This is a genomic window from Chromohalobacter moromii (assembly GCF_023091865.1).
Classification (GTDB): domain Bacteria; phylum Pseudomonadota; class Gammaproteobacteria; order Pseudomonadales; family Halomonadaceae; genus Chromohalobacter; species Chromohalobacter moromii.
Genome location: NZ_JAHXDI010000001.1, coordinates 591,288 through 606,993, shown reverse-complemented (window position 1 = coordinate 606,993; position 15,706 = coordinate 591,288). Strand labels below are relative to the sequence as shown.

The following is a 15,706-nucleotide window of genomic DNA, read 5'->3' as shown; positions in this document are numbered from 1 at the left end:
CAGTATACCAACACGCTTACAATGTAAGCTTACAGCACGCCACCTAGGCTTATCGATAATAAATCAGCGCAGGGCAAGCCCCCTCAAGACAGATATTCCGAGTAGCTTTCGGCGAGCTTCTGGATGTTCTCATCCATGTACTGCAAATGCGCTTTCATGGCGATTTCCGCAGCGTCGGGATCGCGGTTGGCGATGGCGTCGATGATCCGCGTGTGTTCCTCGACGATGGCGGGCACGCGCTGTTCGTTGAGAAACAGCATCCGCACTCGGTTGATATGCAGCTGAACGTGGTAAATGATTTGCCAGACTGAGGGTTGCCCAGCGATGTCGGCAATCTTCTGATGAAGCTCTTCGTCGAGGGTTTCGATCTTGTAGTATTGCCCTTGCCGATACACGAGCCGCTGATGCTCGAGATTGTCGCACAGATCTCGAGCATCGCGGTCGCTGCACTGCATGGCGGCGTCGCGTATCAGGGCGCATTCCAGCACCGAGCGCGTGTAGTGGGCCGCCTTGACGACTTCGAGACGAATGGGCGTCACGAAGGTGCCGCGCTGGGCGAAGATATCGACGAAACCGTCGTAGCGCAGTCGCATCAGGGCCTCGCGAATCGGCGTGCGGCTGATGCCGAACTCTTCCGACAGCGCTTTTTCATGAATCCTTTCACCGGGTTTCAGTACGGTGGTAATGATCTTGTCGCGTATATCGCTATAGGCCCGATCACTCGACGACCGTTCCTGCACCCCTTTCATCATGCTTTTGGCTCCTGGCTGACGCGGCCGATTACGCTCTGTTACCGCCCATCCTACCCTTCCGACCTATGCGGGGCTAACCGTTGGCGGCGCGCACGCATCGCGTATCAAGGAGCGATCAAGCTCCTGCAGGTTGCTGCATCCGAGAAGCCCCAGGGTGCGGTCCATCTCCTTGTGCAGTAAGCCAAGTGCATGATCGACGCCCGCCTGGCCGCCTGCGCCGAGCCCGTAGAGCGTCGTGCGGCCGAGCAATACCGCGTCTGCTCCCAGAAGTACCGCCTTGAGAATATCGCTGCCGCGCCTGAAACCGCCGTCCAGCAAGATGGTGAGCGCATCGCCGACGGCTGCCCTGACATCGGGGAGGATCTCCATCGGCGAGACGGAGCTGTCCAGTTGGCGCCCGCCGTGGTTGGACAGCACGATGCCGTCGATGCCGTATTCCACCGCCGTGCGGGCTTCTTCCACCGACAGGATGCCCTTGATCAGCAGGTTGCCGGACCAGTTATCCCGCAGCCAGCGAATGTCCTCCCAGTTCAGGGAAGGCATCAAGTGCTTGCCTATCTCGGCGGCTGCGCCCTGCACGGAGGAATCCTCGGGCGGCAACAGATCCCCCAGGTTCTTGAAGGTCGGCACGCCATGCGGATACAGCACATCTTTCATCCAGCCGGGCCTGCTCAACACATGCAGCTTGTTGCGCCAGTTGAGCACGAAGGGGCGCGCGTAATTGCGCGTGTCCCACTCCCGGTTGCCGTAGATGGCGCTGTCCGTGGTCACGACGATGGTGTCGTAGCCCGACGCCCGACAGCGGTCGACCAGGTTCTTCACATAGTCGTGGTCGCGATAGAAGTAGATCTGCATCCATGGCCATCCACCGGGAACCTTGGCAATCTCCTCCAGCGGCTCGGTCGAGGCATTGCTCAGCGTGAAGGGAATGCCCCGGTCCGCCGCGGCGCGGGCCAATTTGGAGTCTCCGTCCTGGGTGATCATGCCGTTGAACCCCGTCGGCCCGATCACGACCGGCATGCTCACCCGGTGGCCCAACAATTCTCGGCCGAGATCCCGCTGACTGACATCGGTCAGCGTCTTGGGCGTGAACCGGTAGCGGTTGAAGACGGCCCGGTTATTGAGCAGGCTGACTTCGTCGTCGGCACCGCCATGAATGTATTCATAGACGAAGTTCGGAAGCCGTCGGCGTGCGATCTCGGCAAGCTCCGCGATGCTCAGTGCCTGATCGTAGCGCCATCTACGCGGCATGATTCTTTTCATGTCAGCTCCATCATTCAACCGTTGTGCAGAATACTTAAGGGATAGGTCACGATCTCGGGGAAGAGAATCAGTGCAAACAGGATCGCCACGTACATCAACAGCATCGGCCATATGCCGCGCGAAATGTCGATGATGCTGATTCGGCTGATGCTGCACCCCACATAGAGCACCGTGCCCACCGGCGGTGTGATCAAGCCGATGGAGAGGTTGATGATCATCACCACACCGAAGTAGATGGGATCGATACCGAGCTGCTCGATCACCGGGATCAGCACGGGCGCGAAAATCAGCACGGCGGGTGTCATGTCCATCACGCAGCCGAACAGCAGCAGTATGACCATGATGATCAAGAGCATCAGGGTCGGGCTATCGGTAATGCTCGTGAGCCCTGCCGCGATCTGGGCGGGAACCTGCGCTACCGTGATCGCATATGCCGTGACAATGGCCGCCGAGGCGATCAGCATCACGATGGCCGTGGTCTTGGCGGTATTGGTGAGCACATCGAAAAGCTGCGTCAGGCGAATTTCTCGATAGCAAAGGCTGATCAAGAACGCGTATACCGCGGCGACGACGCCCGCTTCTGTCGGCGTGAACACGCCGCCACGCAGTCCGACGATGATGATCAGGGGCAGCAGCAAGGCCCAGAAGGCACGCTTGAAGCTGTGAAGCCGCGCTTGCCAGCTTGCACGCTCGAGCCGCTTGGTATCAGCTTTGCGCGCGACCAGCCACCAGGTGAACGTCATGCCGATCGCCATGAGAATACCGGGCACGATGCCACCCATGAACAACCCGGTAATCGAGACGCCGCCCACGACCCCGTAAAGAATCAAGGGGATGCTCGGGGGAATCACGGTGCCCACGATGCCGACGGACGCCACCAGCGCGGTCGAGCGCTTCTTCTCGTAGCCTTGCGCCACCATCATGGGAATGAGGATCGAGCCCAGCGCCGCAGTATCGGCAACGGCGGAGCCGGATAACCCGGCAAAGATCACACCGGCCACGATGGCGACATACCCCAGGCCGCCTTTCACATGGCCTACCAGTGACGAGGCAAAGTCGACGATGCGCTTGGAAACACCCCCGGCATTCATGATCTCGCCGGTCAGGATGAAAAAGGGAATGGCCATCAAGGCAAAGCTATTGGCCCCGGTGATGAAGTGCTCGGCCAGTGTCGTGACATTGAACATGTCCTGGGTCCACATCATCACCACGGCGGAGCTGAGCATGGCAAAGGCGATCGGCATGCCGATCAGCATCAATGAGAAAAGGACAGCGAGAAAAACGACAACCATCATGACGTGGATTCCTCATCATGATCATATGCCCACGAGGGACCATTTCGCCCGGTCAGGACAAAGCTCAATGCTTGGTATGCCATCACCGCGGACATCAAAATGGCCGCAATCATGCCGGCATAATAGTAATTGTTGATGGGAATATCGGTGGCGGGGCCCGTAATCCCCACATTCAGCTCGATCAGGGCCAAAAGCCCTTTGACCACGAGCGTCATCACCGCCACGGTCAGGGCCGTCGTCAGCAGGAAAAACAGCTTCTGAAGCCAGCCGGGAATGTGGCGCACCAGGATATCTACGCCCAGGTGGCTATGTTCCACCACGGCGAGGATGGAGCCCAGAAAAACGACCCATACGAAGAGGTATCGCGCCACCTCACTGGACCATGTCAGCCCACTATCGAAGGCATAGCGGAGCACGACATTGGTAAAGACGAACCCCACCATCAGCACCAGTGCCACGGCAATGGCCAGCCTGATGGATTTTTTCAAGAAACCGAACAAGGTCGTCATCGACATGAAACCACCCCTTATCCACTCGGTTTTACCATGCGAACTTCAGGAGTTCGCATGGCATTCATATGACGAACCTCAGGAGCCTTCACGTACCATGTTGACCATGTCTTCAGCCCAATCATACTGACTGTAAAAGTCGTCATAGATCGGCTGAACGGCCTTCACCATTTCATCGTGAAGTTCTTGGCTCGGCTCCGTCACTTCCAGGCCAGCCTTCTCGAGATCCTTCTTGATCTCGGAAGCGGATTCACGCATCAAATTCCATTCCATCTCCATGGATTGGCGAGAAGCTTCCTGGATGACGTCTTTCTCTGAATCGCTCAGATTGTCGTAAAACTGTTGGTTCATCAGGTACACGTTGGGGCTGAACATATGCCGACTTTCCAGCACATTGTTCTGTACCTCGTACCACCCTGAGCGATAAAGCGTGGCGAGAGGGTTATCCTGCCCGTCGATCACTCCCTGCTCGAGCGCCGGGTAGACTTCGGACATGCCCATGGTCTGCACATTGGCGCCTAACGCCTGCCCCACGTCCACGTACAGTTCCAGGTTGGGCATTCTCAGCTTGAAGCCATCGAAGTCGTCCATGCTGTCGATTTTTTCCTTGCTCGAGAAAACCCGGAACCCATTCGCCGTCCACGCCAGGGGCTCTACACCCAGCTCACGGAAATAGGGATCGATTTTCTCGCCGACAGGACCATTCAGCATCGACTGCGCTTGATCATAGTCTTCGAACAGGAAGGGCCACTCGGGAAACCCGATTTGCGGCTTGGCGGTCTGCAGCCCCATTCCGGCAATCGCCATTTCGATGCTGCCGGTTCTGACGCCATTGGTGTATTGCCGCTCGTCACCGAGCGAGCTGTTGGGGTAGATCTTCACCTGCATGTCGGAATGGCTTTCGACATACGGTTTGAATTTTTCGCGGATAGCCACGTTTTGCGGATGATCTTCCGCGAAGTAACTCGCGACCTTGATGGTCGCCGTGCTTTGTGCGTAGACATGTCCGGCAAACATGGTCGTTCCCAGCAATGCGGAACCAACCAGAGTGCGGCCTATGATGGCTGAGAGTGAGTGTGTCATTTGTTGTGCTCCCCGTTAGCTGATACAGGCGCTGGCATCGAAGGCTCTCTATGGAGCCAACTGATATACTAGTATTCACTTTGGAGAGCGCCTAGAAAGACTTTTGTCTAAATCCAAACGTCTGGCGCTTGTACTGGCGATGAATAGGGAGGTCGAGGCGTGCAGGTCAGGAGAGAGCGATGGCCCCTTCGCAATGGTCCTTCACAATGACCACCGGGCTTGGGATCGCGCCCTTTCCGAGGTACCTTTACGCGCCTTGCGCGCCGTGACACATGGCGCCCCTTCCCTTTACTGCCAGGACTGCATCGATGGACGACTCCCTGCTGGTCAGCCTCCGCCGCTATCGCCCCCGAGAAGGCCGCGATAGCCTCGAGGATTACCTCACCGAGATTTTCGCCTGGCTGCTGCGGAATTCCCGCGAGGTGGCCGATGCCTTTCTCGACACCGTCATGACCCATGTGCCGGAGGCAGATCGCCTTGAGCTGCCTGATACCGATCAGGACATCACCTGGGAGACACAAGCGCCCTATCCGGGTGCGCGGCTCGACATGCTCGCCCAGTGGCCGGGCGGCGCCCTACTTTTCGAGCACAAGGTGCATGCGCCGCTCTTGGCCGAGCAGGTGAACAAGTATCGCGAGCTGGCGGCGTCGGAGTTTCCCGGCAAGTCCGCGCGGGTGATCGTGGTCTCCGCCAATACCGGTCAGCATCGGCCGGAAGCGCACGGCTGCCTGTGCTGGGAGGACGTGTACAAACTACTCGAGGCACGCCACGAAACGCTGAGCGACCCGGCGGAGCACTTTCATATCGCCAGCTTCCTGGCCCTGCTACGGCACGAGGGGCTGCATCCGGCGGCGCCGATCAGCCATCAGGCGGTGGCGTTCTATCCGGTAGCGTGGCGTTTGCCGGAGCAACTGGCGGATACGCTGACGCCGCTGGCGTACGAGAAATGGCCGCTCGCGGAGCGCTATGAAGGACGCAGCCCCAAGACGCGCTGGGGCCGGCTGGGGTTCGAGCTGATCCCCGCCGACGGGCCCCTTCATTGGATGCCGGGGCTGTTCGTCGGGGTGATTCTCGACGGGCGCGACCACCTGGTGCAGAACCGGCAGACCGACCGGGTGATGCTGAACGTCATTCTCGACTTCTCGGTCAAGCTGCACGACATCTACCCGCAACTGCCGAGCTATCAGAAGCTCGTGAACCAGCTTAAAGAGCTGACGCCAGGCAAAGGCTGGAGCTTCTACGATCACCTCGAGGAACGCCCGGCCAATCGCTATCACCCTCTATACCTGGAGACGCCCCTGCTCGACGTGCTGCGCGGGACGACCACCATGGAAGAACAACGCGACGCTATTCGCCGCGCCGTTTGTGACGCGCTCAAGCTGCTGCAGCACGATGACGCCCTGAAGACGCTGACCGATGAAGTCCGGCGCAAGGCAACCTTGTTGACTGAAGCCTGAAGCCAATAACGCGGGAGTGCCCCGGCGTTTAAGATCTTGGCGCTGAGCGACGCTCCCACGGGTTGAGTATGTCGATGCCAAGCGACTCGAAGTCCTTCACATTGCGTGTCGCCAGCGTCGCGTGATGCTGTCGACAGATCGCGGCGAGTTGAGCGTCAGCGGTATGCACTACCCTGCCTGCACGCTCACTGATTGCTACTTGTTCTGCGTGGTGCACCGCCACGACCTCATCGAACGGCAGAATGCGGCCTGCAAAATCTTCCTCGAACATCGCTGCTGCCATGGCGGCGAAACGGCGTTGGCGCTTGCCGCTGGGCATGCGCTCGATGCCATAGAGAATTTCCGCCACGGTAATAGCGGTAATAGTCACGGCGCTCGCGTCCTGGCTATCCAACCAGTCGACAACGCATGCGTCTGGTTCGGGCCGCATAAGCTCGGATAGCACATTGGTATCCAGGACGATCATACGTCGAGGTCCGGAGCGCGAGGCTTGTCAGACCTGGCTGGCACCTCCAGCTCAACACCTCCCGCTGCCGCAAAGCGCTCTCGTATACGGCTGCCTAATCCCCCTTTTTGAGGCTGGCTCAAGGCGCCGCGAAGAATAATACGCACCTCCTCTTCCATGGAGTGGCCATGCTTGGCCGCTTCCATACGAAGCTGAGCCTTTATCTGCTCATCCAGATTGCGAATCGTGATCGATGCCATACCAGCCTCTCCTATGCGATCTCAATGCAATCAATGCTAGCAGAAAACTGTCAAAAGCGCCTGCTCGACAGAGGGCATGATTGATGTTCTATGGCGGGAGATGAGTGGCTAGTGACAGCCCTTTGAGCATCGCGCTATCGGCGTCTACGTTTCGCAATCTGGGGCAAAAATCATTCCTCGACGTTCAACTACCCTAGCGTCAGTAGCATGGAACACGCTCTGCGCCTGCTGGCACTGTGCCGCAGCTGCACTATGGGAGAGTTATTCGAATGGAAGCGCATATCTATTTTCTTGGTGGTTTCGGGCTGCTGATTTTACTGGTGGCCTGGTTTCCGGTTTTCATCCGCAACCTACCCCTGACCTTGCCGATCATCTGCGTAATGATTGGTTACGCCATATTCACGGTAGCCGGGATTGAGCTTAATCCACGCGATTACCCCAACACCCTTTCCCTGCTGGTGGAGCTGACCATCATCGTTTCTCTCACAGGAGCGGGACTGAGTATCGATAAAAGGCTCAAATGGCGAAAATGGATAGACACAGCGCGGCTACTCGGCATCGCGATGCCTGTCTCGGTAGCGGCGGTCGCGGGGCTAGCGGCCTATTTCCTTGGCCTCCCCTGGGAGACAGCAGCGCTCCTCGGCGCTGTTCTCGCACCCACAGATCCGGTACTGGCCTCTGACGTACGTGTGGGCCCTCCCATGGAAGGGCCGGAGGATGGGGTAAGGTTTAATCTGACTACCGAAGCGGGCCTTAACGATGGCGTGGGATTCCCTTTCACTTTCCTAGCAATAGGCTTGGCTGCCCACGGTGGTTCCCTGGGAGCCTGGACCTGGGAATGGCTGGCTGTCGATGTGGTTTGGCGAAGTATCGCCGGTTTCGTAGCTGGATGGTGCATAGGACGGTTACTTGGCAATATCGTATACCGTGTCGGGAGCAAGATTATTGCCCGGACGGGGCAAGGGTTCGCCACCCTCGGTATTACTTTTGTGGCCTACGCCAGCGCGGAATTCATTCATGGTTATGGATTTATTGCGGTCTTTGTGGCGGCGCTAGTGCTCCGTCGGCGCGACGGTGACCATGTATACAACACTCGCCTGCATGATTTTACCGAACAGACCGAGCATCTACTGATGATGGTTTTACTTGTACTGTTCGGAGGGGCGCTGGCCGGCTCTGCGCTAGAGGGTTTGACCTGGAAAATCGCCCTCGCCACGGTCATCATCCTGTTCTGCATCCGGCCCTTGGCGGGCATGCTCAGCCTAGCGGGTAGCCCAATGCTTCGATGCGAGCGGACCGTCGTCAGCCTGTTCGGGATTCGTGGCGTTGGCTCCTTTTATTATCTTGCCTACGCAGCGAGTATGCAGGACTTCCGACAGGCCGACATTGTCTGGACCACGACTAGCTTCGTTGTGCTGGTCTCCGTCTTCGCCTACGGCATGGTTTCAGCCCCAGTGATGGGGTGGTTGGATCGACGTAAAGCGGAGGAGCAGAGCGGCTGAGGTTCGCCACGAGTACCCGCAGGCCTAATTTCAGCGGCTCCGCTAGCCTGTGAGGCTAGCGATCAGGCCTCATGTTAGCCGCGGGGAGTTTCGGAACCTTCATAGTCCTGAGTATCGCCCGGCTGCGACCCCGGCTCGTTAGAGGTCTCGCGTTCGTAATTACGAGCAGCCTCGATGGCTTGCGGCTCCGTATCATGCAGGGAGACTCACGCATCTCGTTAGGGTCCGTGACGTCCATCACACGCCAACCAGACACTTGAATGCTCTCTTGCGTTTCTTGCGTGATGCGCTCGACCACCGGCCCGGGAGTCTCGCTCAGGGCTTCGCCATGCGGGCGCTGCCGACTTTCGTGCTGCGTGCGCTCACCAGGCGGAAGCCCACCGCACCGGCGATCACCAGCATGACGCCGCAGCCCGTCGCCAGCAGGTAGGCGCCGTTCACTGCGCTATCGGCCACGCCGAAACGTCCGGCCAGCGCCGCCAGCGAGCCGGCGTACTGCCACCATAGAAAGGCCCCCACCGCGACGCCGGCCAGCATGGTCGCCCCGGCCACCCGTCGGCTGACCGCCGCCCAGCTGCGCTCGTTCTCCACCGGACTACGATGCAGAAAGGTGCGGTACTCACTCTCTGCCTGGCTGACATGGGTCAACTTGGAGGCGGTCACGATCGCCACCAGCGCCACCAGGGTGCTCAGTATCACCGGGTGAAGATATACCGGCAGCGAGACCCATTCCGCCTGCACCATCAGCGACAAGATCAGGTTGCCGACGAAGCCGACCCCAAGGCCCCAGCCGGCACCCGCGGCGGTAATCCGACGGCTCCAGATGCTCATCAGCGCCACCGGCCCCCAGGAGGAGGCGAACAGCGTGGCGGCGAACCACACCACCGCCATCACCGCCGGCGGCTGAAAGAGCGCCAGCAGCAGTGCTGCCAACCCGGCCACCAGCACGCCGATACGGCTCGCCCGCATGGCGCCGCGCTCGCCGCGCGAAGCGGGAAGAATGTCATGGGCGAGGCTGAAGCCGATGATCGACAGAAAGGTCGAGCACGAGGAGAGTCCGGCGGCAAACACGCCGGTGAGGATGATGATTCCGAGCCAGCTCGGCAGCACGTTGAGCGCCGCCCACACCATGGCACGCTCGCCGTCGAGCGTCGGGTCGTAGAGGTTGATCGCCGCGCCGGTCATCATCATAAGCGCGTAGAAGACCGCCAGCACCACGGCGGTGAGCATGGCCGAGCGCATCACCACGTGCTCGTTGCGCGCCATCAGATAGCGGCTCGCCTGCCAGGGGCTGGCCGCCAGCACCGTGGCCCATACCAGCCCCAGCGTCAGCCCCCAGATGAGCGCTTCACCGGGTGATGAGAAGGTCGCTCCCTCACCCTCGATCACGCCGTGCCATAGCGCGATGCCGGGCTTGTCGGACTGCGCCAGCAGCCCCTCGATCACCCCCGACCAGCCGCCGAGATCGCTGATGATGTAGAGCGAGCCGCCCACCGCGGCGATGGAGAAAATCACGAACATCACGGTGTCGGTGAGCACCACGCCTTGGGAGCCGGAGTAGAGAATGAACCCGGTGTAGGTGAGCCATACCAGTACCAACCCGGCCCAATAGGGCAAGCCGGTGAGCTCCTCGAACATGATGCCAGCCCCCTGCATCACGCCCAGCAAGTAAGCCCCCAACCCGAATACGGTGGTGAGCCCGGCGATCATCTGCACGCGTTTCGAAGCGAAGCGCTTGCCGAAGAACTCAGGCACCGTCAGCGCCTCGCTGCGACGCAGGTAACGGCCGAACACCAGCGCCCCGAGCAGACAGCCCGAGGTGCTGATGGCGGCGAAGATCAGCATGACGAAGGGATACCCCTGGTAGGCGAAACCGGTCTCGCCCAGAAAGGCACTGGTACTCAGGTAGCTGGCGACCAAGGTGCCGAGGATCATCAACGTGGGGGCGTTACGCCCGGCGACCAGGTAGTCGTCGAGATTCTTGACCCGGCGGCCGGCCAGATTGCCGATAATGAAGTAGCCGACGAGGCTCAAGAGGATGGCAGCGGTATAGACCATGACGAATTACACTTGTTGTTGAAATTCGCAGTCATGATAAGCACTTATATATGGATCACTGTCTTCGTAGCGACATACACCTCAATCAACGCGACTCGTCTTTGGTATCCAGGACGATCACGCGTCGAGGGCCGGAGCGCGAGGCTTATCAGACCTAGCTGGCACCTCCAGCCCGACACTTCTCTCTGCCGCAAAGCGTTCCTGTATACGCCTACTCGACAGAGGGCATGATTGATGTTCTATGATGGGAGATGAGTGGCTAGTGGCAGCCTTTGAGTGTCGCGCAAATAGATGCCGGCGCGCTGCGAAACTGCACACTTGGAAAGAAGTCAGTCCAGTGCCTGGCCGCCAGGTGATTGTCGATCAACCTGATCAGGAGCGTCTTCGCCAACTAACATAGGCTTATCGTCCTGCCAGATAACAGCATAGTGGCCCAAACGCTGCTTGCGCTCCAAGGTCTCCGACACAGCAGCACGGAGGCTATCCAACATTTCCTGAGTATCAGGTGTGAGCTGTGTCATGATCGCGCCTCCCGAGTGAGAACATTAAACAGCCTTTCATTAAGAACTTGCCGATCTTCACCGCACTGCTCAAATACAGGTTCCGGCGCCCCACCGCTATTCATGAAGCAGCGCGTGCGGCTAACCAAAGGTGCATACAACGTCAGCAAATTATGCAGGCTACGCGGAAATCGACGCTGAATGTCTTTCAGGGGGATATTATGGCCACCGTGGGACACTCGTTCGGCAACGCGTAACTTCGACATGTCTAGCGATGGTAGTGCCAGGTAAACGAGCTCAACTCTCCATCCTTCAGCCAACAAGCGTTCCACGAGCTTTGAGTAGCCACGCCCTGCCAGGGTCGTCTCAAAAGCGAAGTCCTCTTCCTCACCGATGGCTTCTTCAATTTCCTGAAGGAAAATACGGCTAGCAGCAAGGAGTTCACGTTCTGGAGCCAATGGGGAAAGACCCGCAGCAATAAGGTCTGCGTTGATGAAGCGAGTACAATTGGCCACGTGGGGAAGATAGTTAAGAGCAAAGGTTGTCTTGCCAGCTCCATTGGGCCCCGCAACAATCCAACAAGTCGCTCTACGAACGTTATGGGTCACTGCGCGTCCCTCCTGAATGGGCACATACAAGAAGTGTCCAAGCTAGCCTGTATTCGCTACGGTCAATTCTAGGCTATAGGCCAGGCAGTACGTCAGTCGACTATTAAAGTTTGTGGTGGGCCCAGGCGGACTCGAACCGCCGACCAAGGGATTATGAGTCCCCTGCTCTAACCAACTGAGCTATAGGCCCTATCGCAACGGGGCAGTATCATAGCGGAAGCCGATAAACGAGACTAGGGGTGATTGGCTCCTGGAATGTAATTCCATCCCATGGAGGGTTTGGTGATGTATCAGATGAAGCGAATAGCGCGTCGTGTTGCTTGGGCGGCGGCGTTGGGCGTGGTCGCGCTGCCTTGCGTGGCGCAGGCGGATTGGCAGCTCGATCCGGAGAAGTCACGCGTCGAGGCGACGATCACCGAGATCACGTCGTCCGGCGAGTCGGTGGCGCATCGCCATGCATTGAAGCGCATGGCCGGTCATATCGCCGAGGATGGCACGCTGCGCCTGCCCGTGCGGCTCAATCAAACCGATGTGCTGGAGCAGCTGGGCGACCTGCCACCGTGGATGGAGAGCCTGTCGGATACCGAGCTGACCACGGTGGTCACGCAACTGGACCCGAGCGTGCTCGAGAACCTGCCCGTCGGCGAGTCCCGTACCGAGACGCTGATGCTCAGCGTGAAGGATGGCGATGCCTCGCAGCAGGAGCCGCTGAAGGTGCGTTTCACGCGTGAGAGCGAAGGCGAGATACGCGTTCGCAATACCGAGGCGGTGGCCCTGGATGGCCAGGTCATCATGCAGAACCAGACCGCACGCACGGTGCTCGGCCTGCTCGGCTATCAGCAGATCGACGACGAGGTGCCGGTCGAGCTCGACGCGGTGCTGGTGGACCGCTGACGCATGCAGGAAGCGCTCGACCTCCCCCCCGGCTGTCAGGACTGGCGGCAGACGTGGCCCTGGCCGCATGCGCTGCCTCATGTCGTCTGGCGGGGGGTGACGTTCACGGCGGACGCGATGTGCGAAGCGGCCTTTGCCGAGCACGGCATCGCCCTGCCGACGGGGCTGGGGTCGGCGGTTGCCAAGCGCCGCGCGGAGTTTCTCGCCGGACGCCTGTGCGCGCGCGATGCCCTGCGCGCCGTGACGGGCCATGCCGAGGTGCCGGGAGTCGCCGAGACACGGGCCCCATGCTGGCCGGCGGGCACGGTTGGAAGCATCACGCACAGTGCCGATTTCGCCGCCGCCCTGGCGGCGCCGGCTCGCCATTGGCAAGGGCTGGGGCTGGATGCCGAGACGCCCATGCCGGCGGCACGCGCGACGCGCCTCGCACCGCAGATTCTCACGCCTCGGGAATGCGACTGGCGCGACCGGCTCCCCGCCGAGGCGCAGGCACTGTTCACCACCCTGGCCTTTTCCTGCAAGGAAAGCCTGTTCAAGGCACTGTTTCCGCTCGTGCAGCGGCGCTTTTATTTTCAGGATGCCGAACTCGCGGACTGGCAGCCCGAGGAAGGCCGCGTCACGCTTCGTCTTCTCACCACGCTTGCCCCCGACTGGCCTGCAGACACACCGTGCCATGGCCAGTACGTGGCGGACCCACGGCGGCTCTTGAGCGTGATCGCGTTACCCCAGGCGCACGAGCCCCCGCGCATTCTTGAACGAACCTGAGTCTGCCCCCTGTGTGTCTTCCTGCTTGTTGAACGCCCTCTAATAATAATGATTATCGTTGAGTTTTGTTTTCGCATGCGTATGCTGGCACGCGCATACGAATAACACTCAATCTCAAGGGACCCGTCATGAAGAAGACTCTGTCACTCGGCCTGGTCGTCGCCACTGGGGGCGTGGCGCTTGGCGCCTCGGCGCAGGAGACCGGGGAGACGATGGTGGTGGTCGGCGCGCGCACGCCCACGGAAATCAGCCAGATCCCCGGGGCGGTCTGGGTCGTGGATGAAGCACAGATCCAGCAGCAATTGCGTTCGGGGCAGTCCCTGAAGTCGGCCCTGGGGCGGCTGATTCCGGGATTCGACTTCGGCTCGAGCACCAACCGCACCAACTACGCCCAGAACTTCCGGGGCCGCGATGCGCTGGTGATGATCAACGGTGTGTCGCTGAACAACTCGCGCAGTCTGTCGCGTCAGTTCGATTCCATCGACCCTTTCAACATCGCGCGCATAGAGGTGCTCTCCGGCGCGAGCAGCCTCTATGGGGGCGGCGCCACCGGCGGCATCATCAACATCATCACCAAGAAGGGCGAGCAAGGCGGCCCGCATTTCGAAAGCGAGCTGGGCCTGACCAGCGGCTTCAATGCCTCGGACGACCTGTCTCGGCGCGCCGCGCAATCGGTCTCGGGCGGCAACGAGCGCGTTCAGGGGCGACTGGCCGTGGCGGTGCAGGAAAACGGCTCGTTCTACGATGCCGACGGGGACATCATCAAGCCCGACATCGCCCAGACGGGACTCCAGGAAAATCGCTCCGTCGACCTGATGGGCAATATCGAGGCCAAGCTGAGCGACCATGAGCGCCTGGATATCACCGCCCAGTATTACGACTCCGCCTACGTGGGCGACAAGGGGCTCTACTACCCGAATTACGAGAGCGGCGCGGAATATTCGGACAAGATTCAGAACAGCGAGGTCCGCGACGGCTACGACTCGGACGTCGACCCCGAGACCGAGCGGCTGTATCTCAACGCCAACTACCATCACGATGCCCTGCTCGGCCAGCGCTTCTATTTCCAGGCCTACCACCGCGAAGAGTCCTCGGTCTTCAACCCGTTCCCCGGCGGCAGCACCTTCACCGTCTCGGAACAGAACACCGACTTGACCGGCGCCAAGGCGGTCTTCACGGCATCACCGAGCGACCCGCTGAGCGTGACCTACGGGCTCGACGCCTCGCGGGAGGAATTCGATTCCAAGCGCTATACGCTGGCGCCTTCCGAGGGCGGCCTGGAACTCGACCAGACCGACGTGCTCGACCCGTATTATCCATCGTTCCAGGCCGATACCCTGGCCGCGTTCGTGCAGGCGGATTATCAGCTCACCTCGAACCTGCAGCTGTCCGGCGGCGCGCGGGTGGAGCAAACCGATGTCGAGGTCGAGCCTCAGGGCGGCAACGACGGCGGCTCCAATGACTACGACGTCTCGCTGTTCAATCTCAAGGCGCTCTACGACTTCCAGAACGGGCAGCAGACCTGGCTGGCGTATACCCAGGGCTTCGAGATTCCGGACATCGCCAAGGCGTATCGCGACGTCAGCTTCGACATCTCCGACAACCCCGTGGATGGCATCAAGACCCAGCAGCTAGAGGCCGGCTGGCGCCTCACCGGGCGCGATTGGCAATCGCAGATCGCCGCGTATTACAGCTGGTCGGACAAGGCGATCGACTATCTCTATACCAACGATGGCGAACTCGAGATCGGGGTGACCACCATCGACAAGGACGTGAGAACGTACGGCCTGGAAGGCAAGATCGAGCGCTTCGTCGGCGCCAACTGGCTGTTCGGCTCGGCCTTCAACTGGGTCAAGTCGGAGGAGAAGGTCGGCGGTGAATGGGTCGATACCAGCGTCACCGAAGCCAGCCTGCCCACCGCCACCCTGTATGGCGAATGGTCGGACGTCGATACCCGCGCGCGCCTGCAGGTCAACCGTGCCTTCGGCATCGACGACGCCTCGGGCAACGAGATCGACGGCTTCACCACGGTGGACGCCACCGCCAGCCAGGACACGTCCTACGGCACCTTCAGCCTGGGCGTCGAAAACCTGCTCGACGAGCGCTACGTGACGATCTGGGGACAACGCGCCGCCGTGTTCTATGAAGCCTATGGCGCGCAATCCCTGTGGGATCTCCAGGGACGCGGGCGCACCTATACCCTGACATGGTCGCACGCCTACTAGGCACTGTCTGGAAAGTTCCTGAGCCGCCTCCCAAGGCCACTATACCTCAAGACCGCACACTCACGACGGCCCGCTACCCAGGCGGGCCGT

15 protein-coding genes and 1 tRNA gene are annotated in these 15,706 nt (G+C 60.2%); 5 read left to right on the top strand and 11 right to left on the bottom strand.

The annotated features are described in order from the left end of the window. Positions 1-83: 83 nt before the first annotated feature. The 5 genes from KZO83_RS02780 to KZO83_RS02760 all read right to left on the bottom strand — a co-directional run bounded on the left by KZO83_RS02780 (position 84) and on the right by KZO83_RS02760 (position 4,902). Positions 84-752, bottom strand: a complete 669-nt coding sequence (locus tag KZO83_RS02780; protein ID WP_247619674.1) for a GntR family transcriptional regulator — start codon at positions 750-752, stop codon at positions 84-86. Between the two features lie 63 nt (positions 753-815). Further along, positions 816-2,015 (bottom strand): alpha-hydroxy acid oxidase, encoded by a 1,200-nt coding sequence (locus KZO83_RS02775; protein WP_247619673.1) that lies wholly within the window; start codon positions 2,013-2,015, stop codon positions 816-818. Between the two features lie 14 nt (positions 2,016-2,029). Then, positions 2,030-3,310, bottom strand: a complete 1,281-nt coding sequence (locus KZO83_RS02770) for a TRAP transporter large permease (protein WP_247619672.1) — start codon at positions 3,308-3,310, stop codon at positions 2,030-2,032. Further along, positions 3,307-3,825, bottom strand: coding sequence for a TRAP transporter small permease (locus KZO83_RS02765; protein WP_178998018.1), 519 nt, complete (start codon positions 3,823-3,825; stop codon positions 3,307-3,309). The genes KZO83_RS02770 and KZO83_RS02765 overlap by 4 nt, the downstream gene beginning before the upstream one ends. 72 nt (positions 3,826-3,897) lie before the next feature. Continuing rightward, complete coding sequence (locus KZO83_RS02760; protein ID WP_247619671.1) at positions 3,898-4,902, bottom strand: TRAP transporter substrate-binding protein; 1,005 nt, start codon at positions 4,900-4,902, stop codon at positions 3,898-3,900. 308 nt (positions 4,903-5,210) lie between these two features. On the opposite strand from KZO83_RS02760, the gene KZO83_RS02755 reads away from it, so the two are divergent. Further along, on the top strand, positions 5,211-6,359 hold the full coding sequence (locus KZO83_RS02755; RefSeq protein WP_247619670.1) for a PD-(D/E)XK nuclease family protein: 1,149 nt from the start codon (positions 5,211-5,213) through the stop codon (positions 6,357-6,359). A gap of 28 nt (positions 6,360-6,387) precedes the next feature. Here KZO83_RS02755 and KZO83_RS02750 read toward each other — a convergent pair whose 3' ends face one another. Both KZO83_RS02750 and KZO83_RS02745 read right to left on the bottom strand, forming a co-directional pair. Next, on the bottom strand, positions 6,388-6,825 hold the full coding sequence (locus KZO83_RS02750; protein WP_261505556.1) for a type II toxin-antitoxin system VapC family toxin: 438 nt from the start codon (positions 6,823-6,825) through the stop codon (positions 6,388-6,390). After that, positions 6,822-7,064 (bottom strand): FitA-like ribbon-helix-helix domain-containing protein, encoded by a 243-nt coding sequence (locus KZO83_RS02745; protein ID WP_247619669.1) that lies wholly within the window; start codon positions 7,062-7,064, stop codon positions 6,822-6,824. Before KZO83_RS02745 ends, KZO83_RS02750 begins: the two co-directional genes overlap by 4 nt. Before the next feature lie 269 nt (positions 7,065-7,333). Between KZO83_RS02745 and KZO83_RS02740 the strand changes: the two genes are divergently transcribed. Continuing rightward, positions 7,334-8,566, top strand: coding sequence for a cation:proton antiporter (locus tag KZO83_RS02740; protein ID WP_247619668.1), 1,233 nt, complete (start codon positions 7,334-7,336; stop codon positions 8,564-8,566). Between the two features lie 315 nt (positions 8,567-8,881). On the opposite strand, the gene KZO83_RS02735 is transcribed toward KZO83_RS02740, so the two are convergent. The 4 genes from KZO83_RS02735 to KZO83_RS02720 all read right to left on the bottom strand — a co-directional run bounded on the left by KZO83_RS02735 (position 8,882) and on the right by KZO83_RS02720 (position 11,922). Then, entirely contained in the window at positions 8,882-10,624 is a 1,743-nt protein-coding gene (locus KZO83_RS02735; RefSeq protein ID WP_247619667.1) for a sodium:solute symporter family protein, read from the bottom strand. Positions 10,625-10,953: 329 nt separating this feature from the next. Then, positions 10,954-11,145 carry a hypothetical protein gene (locus tag KZO83_RS02730; RefSeq protein ID WP_247619666.1) on the bottom strand — a complete coding sequence of 64 codons (192 nt, stop codon included), beginning with the start codon at positions 11,143-11,145 and terminating at the stop codon, positions 10,954-10,956. Continuing rightward, on the bottom strand, positions 11,142-11,732 hold the full coding sequence (locus KZO83_RS02725) for an ATPase (RefSeq protein ID WP_247619665.1): 591 nt from the start codon (positions 11,730-11,732) through the stop codon (positions 11,142-11,144). The genes KZO83_RS02730 and KZO83_RS02725 overlap by 4 nt, the downstream gene beginning before the upstream one ends. A 113-nt stretch (positions 11,733-11,845) precedes the next feature. Beyond that, positions 11,846-11,922: transfer RNA gene (locus KZO83_RS02720), tRNA-Ile, on the bottom strand. A gap of 95 nt (positions 11,923-12,017) precedes the next feature. Between KZO83_RS02720 and KZO83_RS02715 the strand changes: the two genes are divergently transcribed. The 3 genes from KZO83_RS02715 to KZO83_RS02705 all read left to right on the top strand — a co-directional run bounded on the left by KZO83_RS02715 (position 12,018) and on the right by KZO83_RS02705 (position 15,616). Further along, a complete protein-coding gene (locus KZO83_RS02715; RefSeq protein ID WP_247619664.1) occupies positions 12,018-12,626 on the top strand; it encodes a hypothetical protein in 609 nt (202 codons plus the stop codon). A 3-nt stretch (positions 12,627-12,629) separates the two neighbouring features. After that, a complete protein-coding gene (locus tag KZO83_RS02710) occupies positions 12,630-13,391 on the top strand; it encodes a 4'-phosphopantetheinyl transferase family protein (protein WP_247619663.1) in 762 nt (253 codons plus the stop codon). 128 nt (positions 13,392-13,519) lie between these two features. Further along, on the top strand, positions 13,520-15,616 hold the full coding sequence (locus KZO83_RS02705) for a TonB-dependent receptor (RefSeq protein WP_247619662.1): 2,097 nt from the start codon (positions 13,520-13,522) through the stop codon (positions 15,614-15,616). Positions 15,617-15,706 lie beyond the last annotated feature (90 nt).